This is a genomic window from Paenibacillus sp. AK002 (assembly GCF_053903045.1).
Genome location: NZ_CP096377.1, coordinates 6,520,671 through 6,542,008, shown reverse-complemented (window position 1 = coordinate 6,542,008; position 21,338 = coordinate 6,520,671). Strand labels below are relative to the sequence as shown.

Genomic DNA, 21,338 nt, shown 5'->3' with positions numbered 1-21,338 from the left:
CCAGTCAACGACAAGGAGGCGTTACCATGTCTGAACATAATCATGTGGTGAACAAGAACGGTGAGCTGGATGTGAGTAAGGTCGATGACGCTATGGACCGGATTGACGACAAGGAGAAGGAACGGATCCTGGCTGACTTCGATGCCTTTCAATCCTTTTTGAACAAACGAATTCAGCTTGCCGAGAGCATTGGTTTGAATGAAGAGCAGCTGGCGCAGGCGGCAGAGAAGGTAGCCGGATACCTCGCCGCAAACGAGGAGCCCCGCAATTCCGAGGAAAAACTTCTTCAGGAGTTATGGAAGGTCGGAACGCAAGCGGAGCGGCATCAGCTGGCTCATCTGCTGGTTAAGCTGGCTCAAAACCGTAAGGCTCCATAAGGCGAAGCGTGAGATGGAAGTCCTTCCCCGGCCGACTTGCCGGGGAAGGTTTTTTGGTTGGAAGGCAGGGATTAACATATCTAAACATATCTATAGGGTGAAAGACTTGATATTAGGCTTTATACATAATATGATCTCCAATGTCTTTATTCCATCTGTTGGGTTGGGTAACATCGAAAGAATAGAGGAGGAGGCGCTGCCTGAATGTCTCTGGTGATTCATGAGCAGAGAAAACCCAAAATGCAGCCTTTTTATTGGGTGCTTACGTTCGAAATGCATGTGCTTGGTATTTTGCTGGGCCTGGCGTTTACGATTGGACCTTTGATTCTGCTGTACTTCTGGGCCAATGTCTGGACGTGGATGAGTCTGGCGGCTATACCCGCCGGTATCTTCATGGTGATTCGGCTATCCAAGAGTCTGAAAGGGCATATCTGGAATAATACGCATCTGGACGAGTATTTGTTATACGAAGACCACATTGAATATGAGCGATGGAATCCCGAGACGAAAGACTCCTTGAAGGGGAGCGTTCGAATCGGCGATGTAAAGGAAATATATTACGGGCGATATATTTTTCAATTCAGTTATGCCTATAAGAACAGCAAAATGACCGAGTCGTTGCCTATGGCGGAGTTAATGCCCATCATGTACCTTGTTGCTGGAGAAGGGCAGGCTGAACGGGCAGTCGCCGTTCCTTTCACGGATCCGATGGAGGCGAACCGCTGGCTGGAGGTCATCGGCAGACGAGGGATTCCTTTATACCTGACATCCGTCATCATCCAAGATCTGGGGGATGAATCGGTGGCGTCATTGCTTCGCGAGGACGAGGATTTAGAGCGTGCCGAATTTGACGGGAATATCGAGCGGCAATTCCGTCCGTATCTGGATCGCCTGGTACAGGAGAACGATGAGGAAGACAGGGAGCTGACGGAGGAGGAACTGGATCAGCTGGAATACGAGATGAAGCTCCTCGAATACGAAGAAGCGCTGCAAAAGCGTAGATCGGCTTTTCGTGGAACCGGTTTGCTTGCTTGGCTGGTTTTCCCGGTTCAGTTCGCCGTCGGTTTTTGGCTGACACGCCAGGCAGAGCTGGGTAACGCGGACCCGGAAAAACCGCTGTATCCCATTCTTCTTGTTGCGCTGTCGGCGATCCTGTTCTTCTTCTTGGTGAAATGGATGCGCTGGCTACAGATCATCATGTTCTCGCTGGTTACGTTTATATCGTTTATGTTTCTGGACTTCTCCGAGATCGAGACCGATCCTTCCTACCAAATGTCCAGCATGCTGCTTGCGATAGCCATGCTGTCGCTGCCTGCGGTTGCCCTCTTCTATTTGGGAATCCGGTATATGCGCAAAGGGCGGGATGCGAAGAATCTTCCGCCGACGCCGGGGCCGTATCAGTCTCTTCCGGAAACCGATAATCCGGGGTTCGAGTCTGGAGACCGGCTGTCAACCTAATATGAAAACAAAAGAAACGCACCCCTTCACATTTGGGGGTGCGTTTCGTATCGGTACCTGTAGGTATCCATGGGCTGGCTGGTAAAAGAGGTGTCCAGCTTCTTCTTCTCGCCGGGGGCGAGGGTGATGTCCCTGTACATCTCGGTGAAGACTTCCTCATCGTTCTTGTCGTACACGAACAAGGTAATATGACCGTTGAACGTTTGGCTTTCATGATAGTTGCCGGCATAGACGACGATGTCGGCATCCTCCTCATTTTTATAGGCTCCAACGTGGAGTACGACGTAGTCTTTCAAGCTCTGCAGCTGGGAATCTGCCTTCTTGTCCTCAAAGTTCTGATCCAGGTCGGTCAGCATCGTTTCTTCTTTGTAGAGCGATTCCTGGGTGATCAGGCCAATGGGGATCGTCAGAATAAAATAGAAAACCAGCGTCGATAGCCCTGTGCTGCCAAGCACGGTCTTTCGGTCATACCCCCCTTTGATCAATCCGATGAAGGCAATCAGGGCCAGGACAACGACGATGAGATGCCAGGGGGATACAAACATTTCGGGATATAATTTCATTTCTTTTCCTCGCTTACTGTTGTTGAAATGCGGGATCATGCAATATTTTGCCAAACCCTAAATCATTACCCTGCTGACTTGCTGACTAAACAGCTGTCATGAGTCTATGTAATTCTTGCTTGAAGCGGATATATACGTTTATCATAATGGATTTACGGATGGCGGGGTAGAGGCATTGGAACCGAAAATTTGGTTTAGGGACGTATATTCGGTATGATGTAAGAAGATGGGCCAGGCTACAGAAGCTTGGAAGCAAGCGATTCATTCAATACAAGCTGGAGAGGAGATTCGAGGATGTCAGTTTATGAATATCATGCAACCAATACCAAGGGGCAGGAAGTCTCGCTCGATCAGTATTCGGGCAAGGTCTTGATCATCGCGAATACGGCAAGCCAATGCGGCCTTACGCCGCAATATGGAGAGCTTCAGCAGCTGTACGACCAATACGGCCAGCAAGGGCTTCAGGTTCTTGGCTTTCCGTGCAATCAGTTTGGCGGACAGGAGCCGGGTACGAGCGAAGAGGCCGAATCGTTCTGTCAATTGAACTATGGCGTGAACTTTCCGGTTTTCCAGAAGATTGACGTGAATGGGGAGCAGGCGCACCCGTTATTTCAGTATCTGAAATCGGAGCAGCCCGGACCGAATGAAGGCGGAGAGATCGCCTGGAATTTTACGAAGTTCCTGGTGGACCGCGAAGGCAAGGTGGTTCAGCGGTTTGAGCCGAAGGAATCGCCTGAATCCATGAAGGGCGCCATTGAATCCCTGCTGGGTTAATGGCAGGAAGTAACGAGCACATAACAGGGCTGTTTTCGTCGGGGGATTTGTCCCGGAGGAGAAACAGTCCTGTTTTTTTATGGGAAATTGCTCTCCATTTCGTCCATTCAGCCCGAAGCAAGACCCTTAAGGGCATCTTGTATGGGGTAATCGCCTTGAATCAGATCAAACGCCTTAAGTTCCGACTCTGGCGTGGAGAGACACAGCACGGCTGCTTGAGCGACATCTTGACGGGATATGGATCCGGTTTCCCGGAGATCGGGATGTGCCTGAACCCGGCCGGCAGGAGCGTCATCCGTTAACTCGCCGGCCCTTATGATCGTGTGAGTCAGCGTACTTTCTTCAAGAATGGTCTCTGCTTTATGTTTGGCAAGCAAATAGGGCTTCAGTTCGGAGAAGTGCTCCGGGTGCTTGGTCTCCATGCAGCTAATCATAATGAAGCGATCGATTCCTAGAAGCACGCACTGCTCGATCAGTCTCACGGTGCCGACATGATCCGTCTCCTGCGGATCTTCCGTTATACCGGCGCCAACTGCGCAGATGACAGCGTCAACGTCCCTTAAACCATCGGAATAAGACTGCGTCAAATCACCGACAATTCCTTCGGCACCCTCCTGCTCCATCTTCCGTTTATGAATCTCATCGGGGATCAGGCCGCGGACTTGATACCCCTTCTCAGCGAGAAGCTTCGCGATCCGTCTCCCGGTATTTCCATGCGCTCCGGCAACAAATACGGTTGTCATGATAAAGCACCTCCTGCACAACATTACCCGCAGCCGATTGTTTCAAAAAGGGAATAATCCGTTATTAATAAGAAAAACCTATTCCGGTATCTCGAGAATATTGGAAGGCGGGGCCCTTTTAGCTTCCCCGGATCCCGTACCCGTATTCTCGATTTCACTTTATTCCGTGGCATCAGGACATTAATCCTGGAGTCAAGATCATTCATCATTCCCACTATGTGAAATTATGAACAATATGTGAATAACGCAACTCGCCTATTGAACTGTGAAATAAATCACATTATAATAAGGTCATGAAGTGAAATTATTCACAATCAGTAATAACAGTCACCCGTTCATGCTCAACAAGCGTTACCAAGCATGAATCCAGGCAAAAATGCTCATCTTAAACCAATATAAAGCTTCATACTTGGAGGAGGAAAAACCATGAAAGTTGCAGTTATCGGTTGTACCCATGCAGGAACGTCCGCCATTGTGAATACCGCCAAACTTTATCCCGATGCACAGATTACCGTTTACGAACGCAATGATAACATCTCATTCCTGTCGTGCGGCATCGCGCTTTACGTCGGGGGCGTTGTGAAGGATCCGGACGGGTTGTTCTATTCTTCGCCGCAGAAACTCGACGAGCTTGGTGTCGAAACCAAGATGAAGCATGAGATCATCTCGGTGGATACGGACCGGAAAACCTTGAAGGTCCGCAATCAGGCCACGGAGGAAACGTTTGAAGATACCTATGACAAACTGATTGTTACCACCGGATCCTGGCCGATCGTACCGAAGCTTGAAGGCATCGATTTGAATAATATTTTGCTCTGCAAAAACTACGATCATTCCAACGCGATCATTGATAAAGCGCAAGGAGCGAAACATATTACCGTTGTCGGCGCCGGTTACATCGGCGTGGAGCTGGTGGAGGCCTTCCAACAGAACGGCAAGCAGGTCACTTTGATCGACAGTGCCGATCGGATTCTGAACAAATACCTGGATCCCGAGTTCAGCGGCAAGATCGAGGAATCGTTCCGTGAAAAAGGGATCGAGATGGCCATGGGGCAGACCGTGACATCCTTCCAAGGCCAGGATGGCAAGGTGAATAAGGTCATCACCGACAAAGGGGAGATCGACACGGATCTGGTCATTCTCTGCATCGGCTTCCGACCGAATACGGAGCTGCTGAAGGGACAAGTCGATATGCTGAAGAACGGCGCCATCGTTGTGGACCAATATATGCAAAGCAGCAAGCAGGACGTCTATGCAGCGGGCGATTGCTGCTCGGTGCTCTATAACCCGACGGGTAAAATGATGTACATTCCGCTGGCAACTAACGCTGTCCGGATGGGTACGCTCGTTGCACGGAATTTGGTGCAGCCCACAACGCCTTATATGGGAACCCAGGGTACGTCCGGATTGAAAATATACGAACACAACATTGCCTCGACGGGATTAACCGAGGGAGCGGCCAAGGATGAAGGTTTGAAGGTGGAGACGGTCACCATTACGGACCATTACCGTCCGGAGTTCATGCCTACCTTCGAGGAGGTTACGCTTAAGGTGGTGTATGAACAGGAAAGCCGCCGGATGCTCGGTGCACAGGTGATCTCGAAAGCGGATATGACGCAGTCCATCAACACCTTGTCGGTGTGCATCCAGAACCGCATGACGATCGACCAGCTGGCCTTCATCGATTTCTTCTTCCAGCCGCATTACAACAAGCCGTGGAATTTCCTTAACACGGCCGGCCTGGAGGCTCTGCCGGCGGTGGAGACCAAAGCGCCGGTGCACGCTTAATTCATTCAAAGCAAGAAAAAGACCCCCTGATTCGGGGGTCTTTTTCTTGCTTTAGAAGGAATATGGATTTTGACAGCGAATTGGAAAATATCCGGACATATCGATATGTGACTTTCAGGAGGTAGGATAATGTATGAATAAAAAAATAATGCTGGCCTCGGCTGTGTTGTTCTCCATGCTGCTGACGGCTGCTTGTTCCAACGATCAGGCGGACCCGCCGGCAGAGACTCCGCCGGCTGTCGTGGATAGCGGGGGAACGGATCAGACGGAGGCGTCGGAAGAGGAACCGCCGGCAGAACCATCCCAAGGGGAGGTTCAGCCTGCCGATGGAGAGACGAAACCGATCGACGAGCCTGCCGCTGTAGGCGATACGGTCGATTACCACGGCGCGGTCATCACGCTGAACGGCGTACGCGACTCCGAAGGCGACGAGTACCTGAAGCCCCAGCCCGGCCATACGTTTAAGGTGGTCGACATTACCGTGAAGAACAACGGTCAGGAGCCGTTGGTCATCTCTTCGGCACTGTCTTTTTCCATGACGGATTCAAGCGATCTTAACTATACGGTTCCTATTACGGATGACGTGAAGATGCTGGACGGCACCATTCCTCCGGGCGGCGAGCTGACGGGCGAGATTCCTTACGAGGTGAAGCAGGACGTTCAGGGGCTGCAGCTGAGTTACGGCGATCCGATGAAAGAAGGAAGAGCTATTTGGGCAGTGGAATAATGCAACAATATAGCATGTTGTTATTTTGGAATGTGCAGGATGGGCAAGGATTTTGCTTCGGCAAAGTCCTTTTTTCGTTGCATTCGGAAGAGCGTCCTTTACATGGGAGGAGGTTTTCAGTATGATTAAACCGTACAGTCGGTTTTTTAACGAGGGATGGAGTTCTTTCATGAAAGAATACATTTTTTATTAAGGATCACGGGTTTTCCGCTGGTTGATGCGGACTGTTGAATCCAAGGCAAGGAGTGCTTACACCGATGTCATCAGAAAAAGCGCAGCGAAAGCGGGATTTGATTCTGGATAAAGCCAAGGAGCTGTTCATTCAGCGCGGTTATGCGGCAACGTCGATGGATGAACTGGTCAAGTATACGGGGGCCAGCAAGGGAAGCATCTATTATCACTTTGAGAGCAAGGAAGATTTGTTTGTCAAGCTGCTGGCGAAGCAGAATCGGGAATGGATGGAAGCCTGGGACGACAAAAAAGCCGATTACGTCAGCTTTGAGGAGAAGCTTTACGGGATCGCGGATCACATGGTCGACGACTTTCAGAATCCGCTTACCAAAATCGCGGAGGAATTCTATATCAATCAGCCGGAAAATAAGACGATTGTGGGCGAAATGCTGGCCATCCTCCAAGGTCCGCGTACGCTCTACCGCGAAATTCTGGCAGAGGGAGCGGACGAGGGACGAATAGCGGCAGAGGATATCGACGAAATAGCCGTTATTTTCGGATCGCTTCTGGACGGGTTGTCGGTTTCGTACTACGAACGGTCCCAGGAGGAATCAAGACAGCTGTTCCGCAAGAGCGTAACGTACTTTTTGAACGGTGTGTTATCGGGTCAAGGCTCATAGCGTACTGTTCGGTAGGAGGATTTATCGAAAACGCTTTTCTTAGCTAACAGGCAAGGGCGTTTTCGCAAAAATAAATAAACCGAATAGTCGGTTTTAAACAGGGGGATGGAGTATGAAGCATTTGTTTGGCAACCGCGCGTTCGTGCTGTTGATGGTGTCTGATTTTATGCAAAATATCGGGATCTGGATCCGCAATATGGCGCTGTTGTTCTTCATTATGGAGCAGAGCAACCATGACCCGGTCGCCGTATCGCTGCTGACCGTGATTGAATACGCGCCGATCTTCGTGATTTCCATGATTGGCGGCGTACTGGCTGACCGTTGGCGTCCTAAGCGAACCATGATTTGGGGGGACATTTTAAGCTTCTTATCCATTCTGCTTATTTTGTTTGTTGTGTATGCGGGATATTGGCAGGCCGTGTTTGCGGTGACGCTGGTTTCGGCCGTCGTCTCGCAATTCTCGCAGCCATCGTCCATGAAGATCATCAAGCGGTGTTTGCCGGATGAGCATGTGCCCGCGGCCACGGCGTTATCCCAGACCTCGATGTCGCTGTTTATCATTTTGGGGCCTATGGTAGGCACGACGATTTATCAAGCATTTGGATTGCAGGCCTCTTTAATCAGCTTGCTGATTCTGTTCGGCGCTTCGGCGATCGTGTTGGCCTTTCTGCCTTCCACCGTGGACGAACCTTCCAAGGACTCGGAATCAGCCGGTTCGTTTGCAAAGGACATGAAGGCAGGCTTCACCTACATCGGTTCCAGCCGGCTGTTGAAGGTGCTGCTGGTGGTCTACGTTTTGTTGGCGCTGGGCAGCGGGCTCGTACAGCCGCTTGACATCTTCGTCATCACCGAGCGTCTCCAACTGGAGATGTCCAGCGTCCAGTGGTTCACTGCGCTTGAGGGCTTGGGCATGTTGATCGGCGGTGTGATCGCAGCGGTGATTGCGGGCAAAGTGAAAGGTTCCTACTTGCTGTTTGCGGGGCTGGCCTTCCTTGGACTCTCGACCTTTGTCGAGGTGCTGTCCCAGTGGCCGATCCTGACCGGCTCGATGCGCTTCGTCACCGGGGTGCTGATGGCCATGGCGCAGACGGTCCTGATGGCGGTGATGATGCAGCAGGTGGAAGAGAAATTCATCGGCCGGCTGAACGGCGTGATGACGCCGATATTTACCGGCATGCTGCTCATCGGCTCCGGGCTTACGGGATGGTATATGTCGGTCACCTCCATTGTCGTGGTGTATTTTACGGCAGGCGCGCTTTTCCTGCTGTCGTCGTTCATCAGCATGAAGCTGCCGATCGCCAAGGTGCCGGTGCAGGAAACGGAAGCCACTGTTAGGATGGAGACGGCGGCCAAGGCTTAACGGGCAAGTAATGCCGAGTCTGGCAGAGTGGTATCAAACACGAACGAATTTCGTACCTGGTAAAAGCAATCCAAAAGAGCGGTGCCGGGGCGAGTCCCGGGCACCGCTTTTTCGGCATATGCGATTTCTTGAAGGAAGCGAAAGGCAGTCACCCCGCTAAAGTTAATCCAAAGCTCCACCCGTGGACAAGGTGCTATGCCTATATCCATATCTCGCGTAAATGGGCACACCGAATCCGATCTATGTTACTCGCTGCAGCGTGGTCAGCAGATAAAGGCATACTGAACATCACATCTGCACCTGTCCGTCCCTGACGGACATGATCGTGATATAATTCACGTTCTTGCCAAAGAAGCTGCGTTACAATGTTGGTAACGATAACACGAATATCATGAGCTGCATTCGGATAGATAGACAAGGCGGATGCGGAAGAAATGAGGGAGTGACCATGGCTTACCATAAACCTGAGCGCATTGCGGAGATTACCGTGGAGAACGGGGTGAAAAAAGCGCATAACTCCGCCATAAACGTGATGATATTAGGATTCCTTGCTGGGGCATTTATTGCGCTCGGCTTTTTGCTTGACATACGCGTGATTGCCGGAGCGTCTCCGGAATGGGGAGGGATTGCCGGTTTTGTAGGCGCGGCGGTATTCCCCGTCGGATTGATTCTTGTCCTGCTTGCAGGCGGGGAGCTGCTGACGGGCAACATGATGGCCGTGTCCTTGGCCAGATTCAAGAGACGAATTTCCACGAAGGAGATGATGCGGAATTTAGCGCTTGTCACGGTCAGCAATATGTTGGGAGCGTTATTCGTCGCTTACTTCTTCGGCCATGTGACCGGTCTGACAGGCAGCGGCGTTTACCTGGAGAAGCTGGTGGACATGGCAGGGCATAAGCTGGACGACAGCTTCCTGCAAGCCTTCTTGTCGGGCATTGGGTGCAACTGGCTCGTAGCCCTCGCCGTATGGCTGTCCTACGGATCGGATCAGATGAGCGGCAAAATTCTCGGGATCTGGTTTCCGACCATGGCGTTTGTCGCCATCGGGTTTCAGCACGTGGTGGCCAACATGTTTCTCATTCCGGCAGCGATTTTTGAAGGCTATTACAGCTGGGGCGAGTATCTGATGAACTTCATTCCGGTATGGCTGGGCAATTTCGTTGGCGGCGCGTTATTTGTGGGAGCGACATACGGAACCGTGTATTTAAAGAAGGAGAACCATGCCGCAGCCGCTCCGCTCGGCGAGCAGGGGCCTGCGCCATCGGCTAGCTCCCCTCAACAGGTTCATTCCGCGCAGAACGCTTCATAATGCCGAAAGCCTGGCGAGCGTCTGGTTTAAAGAAAAAGCTGCGTTCAACCGTCCTGTATGTAGAAGGTAGAGGATGAACGCAGCTTTTTGTCGTGATGGGCGAGGCTGTTCCCAGTAATGAATCAAGCAGGGAACAAGCCCGCTATTTTTTTAAATGGTAGGGAACCGTCGTGATGATCACGTCTCTCCGATACAGGAGATGTGCCCGGATGAGCAGGCTGGATTGATTGTGCAGGAAATTATGCCAGCCCTTCTTGGGGATGAACTGCGGAATGACGACGGTAACCTGATAGTCGGATTCGCTTGCCTTGCGCTGCACGGTATCGATGAATTTCGTCAGCGGCTGAATGATGCTCCGATAAGGCGAGTGCAGCGTCACCAGCCGGATGTCCGGCTGCCACTTTTTCCATTTTTCCTGGAAGGCGACCTCCTCCTCCCGCTCGAACGGCACGTACACCGCGATGATTTGGCCCGCTCCCAGCGATTTGGCGTAATTCAGCGAGTTCTCCACCACATGCGTGATTCCTGCCACAGGCAGGATGATGACATTCCCCTCAATCGGCTTAACCGGATCGCAGGTCGTAATCCGGAGCTGGTCCGCTACCGCCTCGTAATGCTTGCGGATCCGGGTGAAAATCCAGATGATCAGCGGCAGGAATATCAGGACGGTCCACACCTGGGCGAATTTCGTAAAGAAAAAGATCATGGTCACGATAAAGCTGATGCATGCGCCGGTGGTGTTAATGATCAGCTTGACGATCCAGCCTTCGGGCTTTTCGCGGATCCATTTCACCATCATCCCCGTCTGGGAGAGGGTAAACGGGATAAACACGCCGACGGCATACAGCGGAATCAGATGCTCGGTTTTGCCTTCAAAAGCCAGCAGCAGCAGAATGGAGAAAAATCCAAGAATAATGATTCCGTTTGAATATCCCAGACGGTCGCCGCGGACGGTGAACATTCTAGGAATGAACTTATCCTTCGCCAGATTGACGGCCAGCAGGGGAAAAGCGGAATACCCGGTGTTGGCGGCGAGGATCAGAATTAAGGCCGTTGTTCCTTGTATGAAGTAATAAAGCGCATTTCGCCCGAAGGTATGCTCGGCAATTTGGGAAACGACCGTGACTTGTTCGCTGGGACTGACCCCATAGTAATAAGCCAGGAAGACGATGCCCGAAAATAACAGGGCCAGCAGCGATCCCATCGCCACCAAGGTTTTGGCCGCGTTATTCGGGGCCGGGTCTTTGAAATTCGGAATGGCGTTGGAAATCGCCTCCACGCCGGTCAGGGCGGAGCTGCCCGAGGCAAATGCGCGTAGAAGCAGAAACAAGCTCAGCCCGGCTACGGGCGTGCCGATCGGCGTGTGAAGCTCCGGAGACGCATGGCCTGTGGCAATGTTGAATATCCCTACCCCGATCAGGATGAATAACGCAAGCACGAACAGGTAAACCGGATAAGCCAATATGGAGGCCGACTCCGTGACCCCTCTTAAATTCAATACGGTCAAGCATAGAACGAACACGATGGAGATCGGCAGATTATAGGCGTGCAATTCCGGAAAAGCCGACGTGATCGCATCCGTCCCGGCCGACACGCTGACCGCAACCGTCAGGATATAGTCCACGAGCAAGGAACCGCCGGCCACCAGCCCCGGATACATGCCCAAATTCCGTTTGGACACGACATATGCGCCGCCGCCGTGCGGATAGGAGAAAATAATTTGTCTGTACGACAGGATAAGTGCCAGCAATAAGACCAGGACGCCGACGGCAATCGGTATGGAATACCAATAGGCAGCCGCCCCGACGGTCATCAACACAATGAGGATTTGTTCCGGACCATAGGCCACGGACGATAACGCATCGGATGACAGGATGGCCAGCGCCTTGGTTTTATTCAGCTTTTGTTCGCCTAATTCCGTTGATTTAAGCGGTCTTCCGATGAGGAAGCGCTTGATTGAGGATAACATGGTTGTTTTTCACCGCCGCTTAAGATTAAGTTCATGGTAGAAGCTCGCTGAACGGACTTCTATCGGTGTTTTTTATGTGCTGGACATAGGAATGGTCACCATTCCTATGCTGATTTTTGGCAAACAAAAAACACAGGTTAGAACCCTGTGTTTCATCACAAGTTCACAACCCTCCCGATCAACGCTGACGAGGTTAGCTGTCGGATTCGGGCGGTGAGAGTCGCCCTACCTGATTCCATCGCGGCGTACGTACGCGACGCATCAGGATTCACCCCATAGTATGGTTGAAGGATCCTATAGGTATCCCTCCATACGGTTGGTTCCCCCGCTTTCCATCATGGAAATTAAGCGAATGCCATGTGAATATGAAGAATGTTTTCGAAGCTGAATAGTATATTACGCCTGCTCCAATCGTTTGTAAAACATCCTCCAACGATCATTCGAACAGAATTATTTATAAAAAATAACAGATAAGCGCTTACATAATGACCTGGCTTTGACAGGCTTTTTATTTTGCATGTTTACTGCGAAAATCACGAGTTTCTATAATATGGAGGATTAGGTGTGGGGAACATCGGTCACTGGGAGGATGCCATATAAACAAATTCGCCATGCCGGTCTCGGGGGAGGAGACACTGGCATGGCGAATTTTTTTGGGAGTGGTCCATGATTCGGCAAGGAAGAGAAAGGGTCTGGGTTCCTCTTCTTTGCTCTTGATAGGAATATACCCGGGGGAAAGTAAAGTGAATCACCTGATTAGAAATAAATGTATGACTTTACTGAAACCCCGATTTTCTTTTAAGATAAAGGGATATGATGCAGCCGAGCAAAAGGGGGAAGTACGAAATGACTCAAGCGATGATTCATCAGGAAAACGGCGTATTTCCGGCGGTATGTCCGTTGGATTGTCCCGATACATGCGGCCTGCTGCTGCATAAAGAGAACGGAAAAATCGTCAAGGTGACCGGTAATCCGGAGCATCCGATTACGCAGGGAGCCATCTGCAATAAAGTCCGTAATATGGCACACCGGGTGTACCATCCGGAACGCGTGCTCTATCCGCTGCGAAGGGTAGGTCCCAAGGGAGAGGGCGCCTTCGAGCGGATCAGCTGGGACGAAGCCATTCAGGAGATTGCGGGACGCTATAAGGACTTGATTGAGGAATACGGCTCCGAGAGCATCCTGCCTTACAGCTTCTACGGCAATATGGGGATATTGAGCGTCGACGGCATGGACCGCAGATTCTTCAACAGGCTGGGTGCCAGCCGCCTGAAGCAGTCGATTTGCAATTCCGCGGGCAATGAGGGCTGGAAATCCGTGATGGGGTTTAATGGGGGAACCGTTCCGGAGGACACCGTACGAGCCGACGTCATCCTCGTCTGGGGCGGCAACATCGTCAGCACCAATATGCACCAGATGGTGATTGCAGAGAAAGCGCGCAAAGCCGGTGCCAAGGTCGTTGTGATCGATGTCCACAAGAACCAGACGGGGCAATGGGCCGACTGGTTCATTCCGCTGTATCCAGGCACGGATGCTGCGCTGGCCGTCGGGCTCATGCACATCATGTTCCGCGACGGCATGGTGAATGAGGAATTCCTCCGGAAGTATACGATTGGTCATGAAGCCTTGCGCGAGCACGTCAAAGAATACACGCCGGAGCACGTTTCTTCCATTACCGGCATCTCGATCGAGGATATCGAGAAATTGACCGAGCTCTACGGCCGGGCCGATACTTCCTACATCCATATCGGCAACGGTCTTCAGCATCACGACAACGGCGGCTTGACGGTGCGCAGCATCGCCGCGCTTCCCGCTTTGACCGGACAATGGCTGAAGCGGGGCGGAGGGGCTGCCAAGTCGAACGGCGGTTACAACAGCATGGATAGCGACGCGCTTGAGCGTCCCGATCTCCGGCCGAATCCCGAAGCGCGCACGATTAACATGAACCGGATCGGCGAAGCGCTTGCCATGACCGAACAGCCGATTAAGTCGCTCTTCGTTTATTGCAGCAATCCGCTGGTTGTGGCTCCCGATACCGAGCGGGTCAGGGAAGGGTTTGCACGGGAAGATCTGTTTACGGTTGTGCATGACCTGTTTATGACGGATACGGCCAAGTATGCCGATATCGTGCTCCCGGCAACCTCTTCGTTCGAGAATACGGACCTGTACGCTTCCTACTGGCATCAGTACGTTCAGCTGCAGGAGCCGGTCATTCCGGCACTTGGGGAGAGCAAGGGCAACGTAGAGCTGTTCTCCATGCTGGGACGGGCTATGGGATTCCAGGAACCGGCTTTTCATGAGACCGAGGAAGAGATGATGGCAAGAGCGCTCGACTTCCCGGATAACCCTTATCTAAACGGCGTCACGCTGGACAAGCTGAGGGAACACCGCCACGTGAAGCTGGACATGACGCCGCTTGAAACGTATCTGGACCGTTTGCCGACGCCTTCGGGACGCATCGAGTTATACTCTGCGAAGTTGGAGGAAGCAGGTCTACCGCCCCTTCCGACCTACGTGCCGCTGAAGGAAGGATACGACGGGGTAAGGCGCGGCCGCGGGCATCAATACCCGCTCATGTTCATTTCGCCGCCGAACCATAACTTCCTGAACTCGACCTTTGCGAACGTGGAGAAGCATCAGAAGCTGGAGAAGGAACCGGCCCTTCAGATTCACCCGGCGGATGCGGAGGAACGCGGGCTCCAGGACGGCGAGATGGTCATCGTATATAATGACCGCGGAACCTATGAAGTCCGGGCGAAGGTGACGGATAAAATGCTGCCGGGCACCGTAGTCAGCCAAGGCCTGTGGTGGGAAGGCGAGGGCCGCAAGCAGCGCGCCAACGCCCTTACGCCGGACAGGCTGTCCGACATGGGCGGAGGGGCTACCTTCTTCTCGACGGTAGTCGAGGTGAAGCGGAAGCAGTAAAGCGATAGACCCATCCTTGGCAGACGGATGGCCCAAGGACAGTTAACGCAGAAGAAGCCCCTTCACGGGGCTTCTTTTAAGCATTGACCAGCGGGTGAAGCTGCATTACGGGAGCGAGTACGGCGTGTCCATCTTCAGCAAAGTCGGAGTCGGGACCTCGGTTCAAATACGCATACCTGCAAGAGCGAGAAATTCAAACTCCGATAGGAGAGTATCAGGATAGAGAGTGGATCAGGACCAAGGCGTTACTCAGACCCAAAAAGATCCGTTGTTCGCGTGTTCGCGTCCTGTTCGCTGTTAAGGTAAAGCGTCAATGAGTGTGCTTGCTAAAAATGGATCTCTCAAGCGATACTAGGATTTGGGCGATAAGACATGACAAGCATTGTGCATTCATACAGGCTTATGGAGTATCAAAATAGGAGGCCCTTGCCTCTTTCCTTTAAGAAGAATTTTATAAAAGCCCATGTGGGCTTTTTTTTAACATATTAGAATTTATAAAGTTTTTTGGGGGCCCCGCAAAGTATTTGGAATAAGCATCGGAGCATAGGCTCCACTTTGTGGGGCTATTTTAGGTTATAAACGTAAATATACTGCTGCGAGGCTGCTGGGAGATAATAAACATGAAATGGTTGGAGCAGTACCCTAAGGAAGTAAAAGGTTTTCTTGTTGCAAGTCTCGTTGCCTCCGCGGGCGGCTCCTTGATGTGGCCGCTGACAACGATGTACGTATTCGACGAGCTGGGACGCAGCATGCAGGATGCGGGCTTTGTCATCTTGATTCAGTCCATGGGGGGCATCGCGGGTCAGCTCCTTGGCGGCGCGTTATATCACCGAGTCGGGGTGAAGAGGCTGATCGTGGGCTCGCTCCTGCTGAATGCCCTCGGATTGTTCACCCTTCCGTTCATTAACGGATTATGGGGCTTGTTCATCGCGATGATGGGCTTCATCGGATTCTGCAACGCCGTATCGATGCCGGCCATCCAGGCCTTTATCGGCTTCCGGTTTGCCGATCGGCGGGGCGAATTGTTTAACGTCATCTATGTTGCCAATAATATCGGCGTAGCCTTTGGAACGGCCATGAGCGGGTTCCTGGCGGAGATATCGTATCATTTAAGCTTTGTCTTAAACGGCGTCACGTCCTTCGGCTTTGCGATTTTCTTCCTGTCTTACCTGACGAAGCTGGGCGGAACGGACGCGTCCCCCGGGTCGCATCATCCGAAGCCCAAGAGTCCGCTTCCGGCGGGGCCCGGCGCATGGGCACTGCTTGGGAACACCCGCATCTATCTCTTTATGGGACTGGGCTCGCTGTTCCTATGGTTCGGCAATTCCATCTGGAACACGGGCGTGTCTCCGTTTATCATCTCGGAGGGGATGTCCAAGACGGCTTACGGTTATTTGTGGACGCTGAACGGGATCCTGATCTTCGCCGCTCAGCCGCTGACCAATGCCATCAAGCGATGGGCGGCCCGCACGGAGAGCAGTCAGATGACCGCGAGCGCTTTGTTCTATCTGGCGGCTTATGTCGTGATCGTGGCGATGCACAGCTATCCGGGCATGATCCTTGCGATGGTGCTGGCGACATTGGGCGAAATGCTGATTTCGCCAGCGATCCCGGCTTTTATTTCGGAACGTGCGGGACAAGCCGCTCCGTTCTATATCGGCGTGACCGGCGGCATGGGAGCCGCTGGCCGGGTGATCGGGCCTTATGCCATGGGAACGATGTATGACGGCGGCGGACTGACCCCGGTGGCGTGGTTGGCCGCAGGAGTTGCCGTATTGTCATTCCTGTCGTTTGCGATGCATGCCCGGCTTAGCAGGGACAGGGGGCTGGGCCATGACAGTCATGACAAGAAGGAACGACATCTTAACGCTTAGCGCACTAATAAAGTGACGGATCACGGCAGAACCATATTTAAGCAGCAGGCATGCTTCGGAGCCTGCTGCTTTTTTGCGTGCGGTTCATAGCTTACAGCCCTTGTCAAAGAAACGCCTTGCAAAAAAAATAAAAAGGATATTGAAATCGCTCTCAGGGGGAGCTATAATGAACGTGTCGAAACGTTTCAAAACAAAATGCGTTTTTTGAAGTTATCAGGCAAGCGATCTTCTTATTTTGTTTACACAAGAGCATGAATATCCTAAGGATAACCATGGAAATGTGCTCCATATGGGGAATGAAGAGACATTAGGATTATAGAAATAACCTTTATCCGGCGTCTTTATTTTTTCGAATAAAATCGAAACGTTTCGAAGTAAGTGCTTTCAATTTAAGTTTTGCATTACGTTTTGCATGCTGGTAAACATTAAAAACGGGGTGAATGTAGAATGAGAAAAAAATCAATATTGTGGACGTTGGCAGCATTGCTGGTGTTCTCGGTCGTATTAGCCGGATGCTCGGGCGGGTCTGAGAAAGCAGACGGAGGCAGCGAAGGCGGCGGCAAGAAGGAACTGAAAGTCTGGTTGATGGGTGACGAAACGGACGAAACTTTGATTAAGCAATACGAAGAGAAGAATCCCGGCGTGAAGGTAAGCGTTCAATCCATTCCTTGGGGAAGCGCGCATGACAAGCTGTTGACGGCGGTTGCTTCGAAGAGCGGCCCGGACGTCGTGCAGATGGGTACAACCTGGATTCCTGAATTCGCGCAAGCCGGCGCTTTGCTTGACCTGACGCCGTACCTTGAGCAATATCCGAATTTGAAGCCGGAAAATTATTTCGACGGTGCCGTTCAAACGATGAGTTACGACGACAAGGTTGTCGGCATTCCGTGGTACGTGGAAACACGCGTATTGTTCTACCGCACCGATATTCTTGCTGAAGTAGGCTATCCTGAAGGTCCTAAGACTTGGGATGAGATGAAGGATGCCGGCCAGAAACTGGCAGCCAGAGGTAATGGCAATTACGCAATCACCATCGATGCCAAAGACATGAACTACCTGTCCATGTTTGCTTGGCAGAATGGAAGCGCTATGATCGACGAGAACCGCAAGCCTCATTTCAACGAGCCGGAATTCATGGGAGCCATGGAATACCTGAAGAGCTTCTACGACACAGGCATGACGCCGCTTGCGAGCGATTTGGATCTGTTTGCCGCATTTAAGGACGGACAGTTCCCGATGTTCATCAGCGGTCCTTGGATGATTCAAGGCGTGAAGGATAAAGCGCCTGAGATTGAGGGTAAATGGGCAACCACAACCCTTCCTGCAAAAGAAAACAACGCATCGTTCCTTGGCGGAGCTAACATGTCCGTATTCAGCAGCACCAAAAATGCAGATGAAGCCGTTAAATTCATCTCCTTCATGAGTGAACAAGAATCGCAGCTGACCAACTACGATGTATCCAAAAACTTGCCTGCCATTAAGAGCGCATGGGAAGACAAACGCTTTGAAGATCCGATCTTCGCTACATTCGGAAAACAGCTTGAGAACGCCAGACCTGTTCCGTTCATCAAAGAGTGGGATGCGGTTTCCCAAGAAGCCATCGGTGCCTTTGAAAGAATCACGGTGGGCGGTGCGGACATCAAGACCGAAATGGATCAGTTGAACGCGAAGGCTACCGAAATTCTATCCAAATAACAAAAGCGTGTAACGCAGCCCGGCTTGTTTCTTCAGACGATGATGAAACAAGCCTGACTGCTTCCATAGCGTATCATCGAAACCCATTTTTGCAGGAGGTGAATGACATTGCAGAACTTTATCAAGCGCTTTAACCGCTATAAGTACCCTTATATGTTTATTGCGCCAGCGCTGGTGCTGCTTCTGACGTTCTCAATCATTCCGATCATCATTGCGCTTGTCATCAGCTTCACGAACATCGACCTGGCGGGTCTCGCCAATTACTCCAATATTGAAGCCGTCGGCTTCGATAACTTCATGAATGTATTTAAAGATCCGGTTTTCCTGAAATCCATGTTTAACACCATGTTCTATGTTATTATCGGAGTTCCGCTTGTCGTTATGCTGGCCATGGGCGCTGCATTGCTGCTTAACTATGGCACGGGATGGCTGTTCAAGACATTCCGCGTTGTTTATTACATGCCTTCGATTACGAATATTGTGGCGGTCGCGGTTGTATGGGGTTACCTCTATAACAGCCATTATGGCCTCTTTAACCATATGTTATCCTGGTTTGGTATTCCCGCGCAGCAGTGGCTGAATGATCCCACGCTTGCCAAGTTATCGCTGATCCTTCTGGCTGTATGGAAATCGATCGGTCTTAACATGATTATATTCCTTGCCGCCCTCCAGGGCATTCCGCGTTCCTATTATGAAGCGGCGGAGATCGATGGCGCGAGCAAGTGGAAGAAGCTTTTGTACATCACCGTTCCGCTGCTCAGCTTTGCGACCTTCTTTGTCACCATTACGACGCTGATCGGCTGGATTCAGTTCTTCGAAGAGCCGCTGGTGATGACCAAGGGCGGACCGCTGAATTCCACGATGTCGATGGCCCTCTTCATATACAACAATGGCTTCCAGCTCAGTAATTTCGGTTATGCGGCCGCAGGATCGTTTGTGCTCTTCTTCATTATCATTGTTGTGACGATCGCGCAATTCGCAGTCAAGAAAAAAGATGTCGAGTATTAAGATGCAAGCGATGTTCCGTATCGTAACTGAAGGAGGCTTTAGGGTATGGCAGCGAAAAGAATAGAAAAGACGGTCATGACGGTGCTGCTCATTGCAGGGGGACTGCTGATGATGATTCCGTTTATCTGGATGATCACGTCCTCGTTCAAGCCGGAGAATGAATTTACGGCGGTTCCGCCGACGTTATTGCCCAAAGAATTTACCATGAAAAATTATGTGGACTTATTTACGAAGCTGGACTTTATGGTCTACCTTAAAAATACGCTTATTATTGTGTTCTGGTCATTTGTGGGTCTGTTCCTCAACGCGCTTGCAGGATATGCATTCGCCAAGTTTGAGTTTCCGGGCAACAAAAAATTGTTCTATCTCGTGCTCGCCACGATGATGATTCCGGGACAGGTGACCATGATTCCGGTGTATCTGCTGATTAACGCCATGGGCTTGACCAATACGATGGCGGGCATCGTGCTCCCCGGCTTGGTCGGCGCTTTCGGTATTTTCCTGTTCCGTCAGTTCATGTCGACGATCCCGACGGATCTGATCGAGGCATCAAGGCTGGATGGCGCGGGAGAGCTGCGGATTTTCTTCCGTTTGATCGTTCCGATCACGAAGCCGGTATTTGCGGTGCAGGGAATTTTGGCCTTCATCGGCGCTTGGAACAGCTTCCTGTGGCCTCTCATCATGGCTAACGACCAGAAGCTTTACACGCTTTCGGTAGGTTTGCAGCTTCTCAAAGGGCAGCACGGATCCGATTTCGGTCTGCAAATGGCAGGCGCTGCATTTATGGTTGTTCCGATCATCATCGTATTTTCTTTCTTCCAAAAACATATTATTGAAGGATATACGATCTCTGGCATGAAATAAGATAGATAGAGTTTTTAAGTATTAGAAGGGGCGAAAGGAAATGGCAACGATAAAAGATGTGGCAAAGCTCGCTGGAGTCGCCTTGTCGACGGCTTCATACGCGTTAAGCGGCGACAGCAGAGTGAGTTCCAAGACAAGATCAAAGGTGCTCGAGGCAGCAAGACAGCTGAATTATCGGAAGAACGGATTTGCCATGGATTTGAAGCGGAGCCGCACCAAGACAATCGCTCTAATTCTGACGGATTTATCCGGGCCCTATTATTCCGAGTTGATCCGAAGCGTACAGGAAGTTGCTTTGACCAACGGGTATGATCTGATAGCCTGCAGCTCGATGGGCGGCAGGGATTCGACGGCGGTTAAATTTTTGCGGGAGAAGAGGGCTGACGGCGCCATCATTCTCGCGCCCAATATTCGCGATGAAGTTCTGATCGAGACCTCCGGGCCTCAATTTCCGATCGTCGTGATGGATCGGCCGTTATGCAGCGAATTCCTGGTCAATGTGCTGGTCGACGGGGAGCAGGGAGGATACACGGCTACTCGTTACCTGCTGGAGAACGGACATCGGCACGTAGCCTATATTAGCGGGTCGTCGGACTCGTACGATAATCATTTGCGTTATCAAGGGTATTTAAGGGCACTAGCGGAGGCGGGGCTGGAAGAACAGTCGAAGTGGCGCCTCAGCGGCAACTTCGTACGCGAGGGCGGTTACAACGCCACCAAGATGATGATTATGCAGGGGTCGCTCCCTACGGCCGTATTTTACGGCAACGACGAGATGGCCATCGGAGGGCTGAAGGCATTCGAGGAAAGCGGAATTTCGGTGCCGGATGATGTGTCCGTCATCGGATTCGACGATATCCAATTAGCCGAATACGTGAATCCGCCGCTGACGACCATCAGACAGCCCAAGAGCGAAGCGGGATCGCTTGCAGCCCATCTGCTGTTTCAGATATTGGGCGGCGAATCCGTAAAGCAGTCGTACATGCTGACAACGGAAATGATGGAGCGTGCATCTGCAGGGAAGAGCAAAGTAGAAAGTTAATGTACCGGATC

Annotated in this window: 17 protein-coding genes, 1 pseudogene and 1 riboswitch; of the genes and pseudogenes, 15 read left to right on the top strand and 3 right to left on the bottom strand. The window is 51.5% G+C overall.

The features are described 5' to 3' along the window. Positions 1-26 precede the first annotated feature (26 nt). Together M1D70_RS29550 and M1D70_RS29545 are read left to right on the top strand one after the other, a co-directional pair. Positions 27-377 (top strand): DUF3243 domain-containing protein, encoded by a 351-nt coding sequence (locus tag M1D70_RS29550; RefSeq protein WP_009590391.1) that lies wholly within the window; start codon positions 27-29, stop codon positions 375-377. Positions 378-581: 204 nt separating this feature from the next. Further along, positions 582-1,835 (top strand): hypothetical protein, encoded by a 1,254-nt coding sequence (locus M1D70_RS29545; protein WP_456288630.1) that lies wholly within the window; start codon positions 582-584, stop codon positions 1,833-1,835. Positions 1,836-1,861: 26 nt separating this feature from the next. On the opposite strand, the gene M1D70_RS29540 is transcribed toward M1D70_RS29545, so the two are convergent. Then, on the bottom strand, positions 1,862-2,398 hold the full coding sequence (locus M1D70_RS29540; RefSeq protein WP_036671352.1) for a hypothetical protein: 537 nt from the start codon (positions 2,396-2,398) through the stop codon (positions 1,862-1,864). Positions 2,399-2,692: 294 nt separating this feature from the next. On the opposite strand from M1D70_RS29540, the gene M1D70_RS29535 reads away from it, so the two are divergent. Further along, positions 2,693-3,172: a glutathione peroxidase gene (locus M1D70_RS29535; RefSeq protein ID WP_456288629.1), complete on the top strand. Its 480-nt coding sequence runs from the start codon at positions 2,693-2,695 to the stop codon at positions 3,170-3,172. A gap of 107 nt (positions 3,173-3,279) precedes the next feature. On the opposite strand, the gene M1D70_RS29530 is transcribed toward M1D70_RS29535, so the two are convergent. Continuing rightward, positions 3,280-3,915, bottom strand: coding sequence for an SDR family oxidoreductase (locus M1D70_RS29530; protein ID WP_456288628.1), 636 nt, complete (start codon positions 3,913-3,915; stop codon positions 3,280-3,282). Positions 3,916-4,341: 426 nt separating this feature from the next. On the opposite strand from M1D70_RS29530, the gene M1D70_RS29525 reads away from it, so the two are divergent. The 5 genes from M1D70_RS29525 (at position 4,342) to M1D70_RS29505 (ending at position 9,950) form a co-directional block, all read left to right on the top strand. Further along, complete coding sequence (locus tag M1D70_RS29525; protein WP_456288627.1) at positions 4,342-5,703, top strand: FAD-dependent oxidoreductase; 1,362 nt, start codon at positions 4,342-4,344, stop codon at positions 5,701-5,703. 133 nt (positions 5,704-5,836) lie between these two features. Continuing rightward, entirely contained in the window at positions 5,837-6,430 is a 594-nt protein-coding gene (locus M1D70_RS29520) for a DUF4352 domain-containing protein (RefSeq protein WP_456288626.1), read from the top strand. A gap of 257 nt (positions 6,431-6,687) precedes the next feature. After that, entirely contained in the window at positions 6,688-7,281 is a 594-nt protein-coding gene (locus M1D70_RS29515) for a TetR/AcrR family transcriptional regulator (RefSeq protein ID WP_009590341.1), read from the top strand. A gap of 112 nt (positions 7,282-7,393) precedes the next feature. Next, positions 7,394-8,641 (top strand): MFS transporter, encoded by a 1,248-nt coding sequence (locus M1D70_RS29510; RefSeq protein ID WP_009590387.1) that lies wholly within the window; start codon positions 7,394-7,396, stop codon positions 8,639-8,641. Between the two features lie 448 nt (positions 8,642-9,089). Then, complete coding sequence (locus M1D70_RS29505) at positions 9,090-9,950, top strand: formate/nitrite transporter family protein (protein ID WP_456288625.1); 861 nt, start codon at positions 9,090-9,092, stop codon at positions 9,948-9,950. A gap of 142 nt (positions 9,951-10,092) precedes the next feature. Here the strand turns inward: M1D70_RS29505 and M1D70_RS29500 are convergent, their stop codons facing one another. Continuing rightward, the gene (locus M1D70_RS29500; protein WP_456288624.1) at positions 10,093-11,919 is read right to left on the bottom strand and encodes an APC family permease; all 1,827 of its coding nucleotides are present in this window, start codon (positions 11,917-11,919) and stop codon (positions 10,093-10,095) included. 166 nt (positions 11,920-12,085) lie between these two features. Then, a riboswitch (cyclic di-AMP (ydaO/yuaA leader) is annotated at positions 12,086-12,280 on the bottom strand. Between the two features lie 485 nt (positions 12,281-12,765). Between M1D70_RS29500 and M1D70_RS29495 the strand changes: the two genes are divergently transcribed. The 7 genes and pseudogenes from M1D70_RS29495 (at position 12,766) to M1D70_RS29465 (ending at position 21,327) form a co-directional block, all read left to right on the top strand. Beyond that, positions 12,766-14,844: a molybdopterin-containing oxidoreductase family protein gene (locus M1D70_RS29495; RefSeq protein ID WP_456288623.1), complete on the top strand. Its 2,079-nt coding sequence runs from the start codon at positions 12,766-12,768 to the stop codon at positions 14,842-14,844. A 79-nt stretch (positions 14,845-14,923) separates the two neighbouring features. Continuing rightward, positions 14,924-15,067: pseudogene (locus M1D70_RS29490) on the top strand (sensor histidine kinase); the annotation flags it as partial. Positions 15,068-15,464: 397 nt separating this feature from the next. Continuing rightward, entirely contained in the window at positions 15,465-16,718 is a 1,254-nt protein-coding gene (locus tag M1D70_RS29485; protein WP_456288622.1) for an MFS transporter, read from the top strand. Between the two features lie 447 nt (positions 16,719-17,165). Next, positions 17,166-18,413 carry a sugar ABC transporter substrate-binding protein gene (locus tag M1D70_RS29480; protein WP_009594526.1) on the top strand — a complete coding sequence of 416 codons (1,248 nt, stop codon included), beginning with the start codon at positions 17,166-17,168 and terminating at the stop codon, positions 18,411-18,413. Positions 18,414-18,515: 102 nt separating this feature from the next. After that, on the top strand, positions 18,516-19,421 hold the full coding sequence (locus tag M1D70_RS29475; protein WP_009594508.1) for a carbohydrate ABC transporter permease: 906 nt from the start codon (positions 18,516-18,518) through the stop codon (positions 19,419-19,421). A 45-nt stretch (positions 19,422-19,466) separates the two neighbouring features. Then, on the top strand, positions 19,467-20,285 hold the full coding sequence (locus M1D70_RS29470) for a carbohydrate ABC transporter permease (RefSeq protein ID WP_009594477.1): 819 nt from the start codon (positions 19,467-19,469) through the stop codon (positions 20,283-20,285). Between the two features lie 40 nt (positions 20,286-20,325). Continuing rightward, positions 20,326-21,327, top strand: a complete 1,002-nt coding sequence (locus M1D70_RS29465; RefSeq protein ID WP_009594543.1) for a LacI family DNA-binding transcriptional regulator — start codon at positions 20,326-20,328, stop codon at positions 21,325-21,327. Positions 21,328-21,338: the final 11 nt, after the last annotated feature.

Coding starts and splice junctions, on each gene's coding strand:
- M1D70_RS29550 (WP_009590391.1), top strand. CDS start 27: ATGTCTGAACATAATCATGTGGTGAACAAGAACGGTGAGCTGGATGTG.
- M1D70_RS29545 (WP_456288630.1), top strand. CDS start 582: ATGTCTCTGGTGATTCATGAGCAGAGAAAACCCAAAATGCAGCCTTTT.
- M1D70_RS29540 (WP_036671352.1), bottom strand. CDS start 2,398: ATGAAATTATATCCCGAAATGTTTGTATCCCCCTGGCATCTCATCGTC.
- M1D70_RS29535 (WP_456288629.1), top strand. CDS start 2,693: ATGTCAGTTTATGAATATCATGCAACCAATACCAAGGGGCAGGAAGTC.
- M1D70_RS29530 (WP_456288628.1), bottom strand. CDS start 3,915: ATGACAACCGTATTTGTTGCCGGAGCGCATGGAAATACCGGGAGACGG.
- M1D70_RS29525 (WP_456288627.1), top strand. CDS start 4,342: ATGAAAGTTGCAGTTATCGGTTGTACCCATGCAGGAACGTCCGCCATT.
- M1D70_RS29520 (WP_456288626.1), top strand. CDS start 5,837: ATGAATAAAAAAATAATGCTGGCCTCGGCTGTGTTGTTCTCCATGCTG.
- M1D70_RS29515 (WP_009590341.1), top strand. CDS start 6,688: ATGTCATCAGAAAAAGCGCAGCGAAAGCGGGATTTGATTCTGGATAAA.
- M1D70_RS29510 (WP_009590387.1), top strand. CDS start 7,394: ATGAAGCATTTGTTTGGCAACCGCGCGTTCGTGCTGTTGATGGTGTCT.
- M1D70_RS29505 (WP_456288625.1), top strand. CDS start 9,090: ATGGCTTACCATAAACCTGAGCGCATTGCGGAGATTACCGTGGAGAAC.
- M1D70_RS29500 (WP_456288624.1), bottom strand. CDS start 11,919: ATGTTATCCTCAATCAAGCGCTTCCTCATCGGAAGACCGCTTAAATCA.
- M1D70_RS29495 (WP_456288623.1), top strand. CDS start 12,766: ATGACTCAAGCGATGATTCATCAGGAAAACGGCGTATTTCCGGCGGTA.
- M1D70_RS29485 (WP_456288622.1), top strand. CDS start 15,465: ATGAAATGGTTGGAGCAGTACCCTAAGGAAGTAAAAGGTTTTCTTGTT.
- M1D70_RS29480 (WP_009594526.1), top strand. CDS start 17,166: ATGAGAAAAAAATCAATATTGTGGACGTTGGCAGCATTGCTGGTGTTC.
- M1D70_RS29475 (WP_009594508.1), top strand. CDS start 18,516: ATGACATTGCAGAACTTTATCAAGCGCTTTAACCGCTATAAGTACCCT.
- M1D70_RS29470 (WP_009594477.1), top strand. CDS start 19,467: ATGGCAGCGAAAAGAATAGAAAAGACGGTCATGACGGTGCTGCTCATT.
- M1D70_RS29465 (WP_009594543.1), top strand. CDS start 20,326: ATGGCAACGATAAAAGATGTGGCAAAGCTCGCTGGAGTCGCCTTGTCG.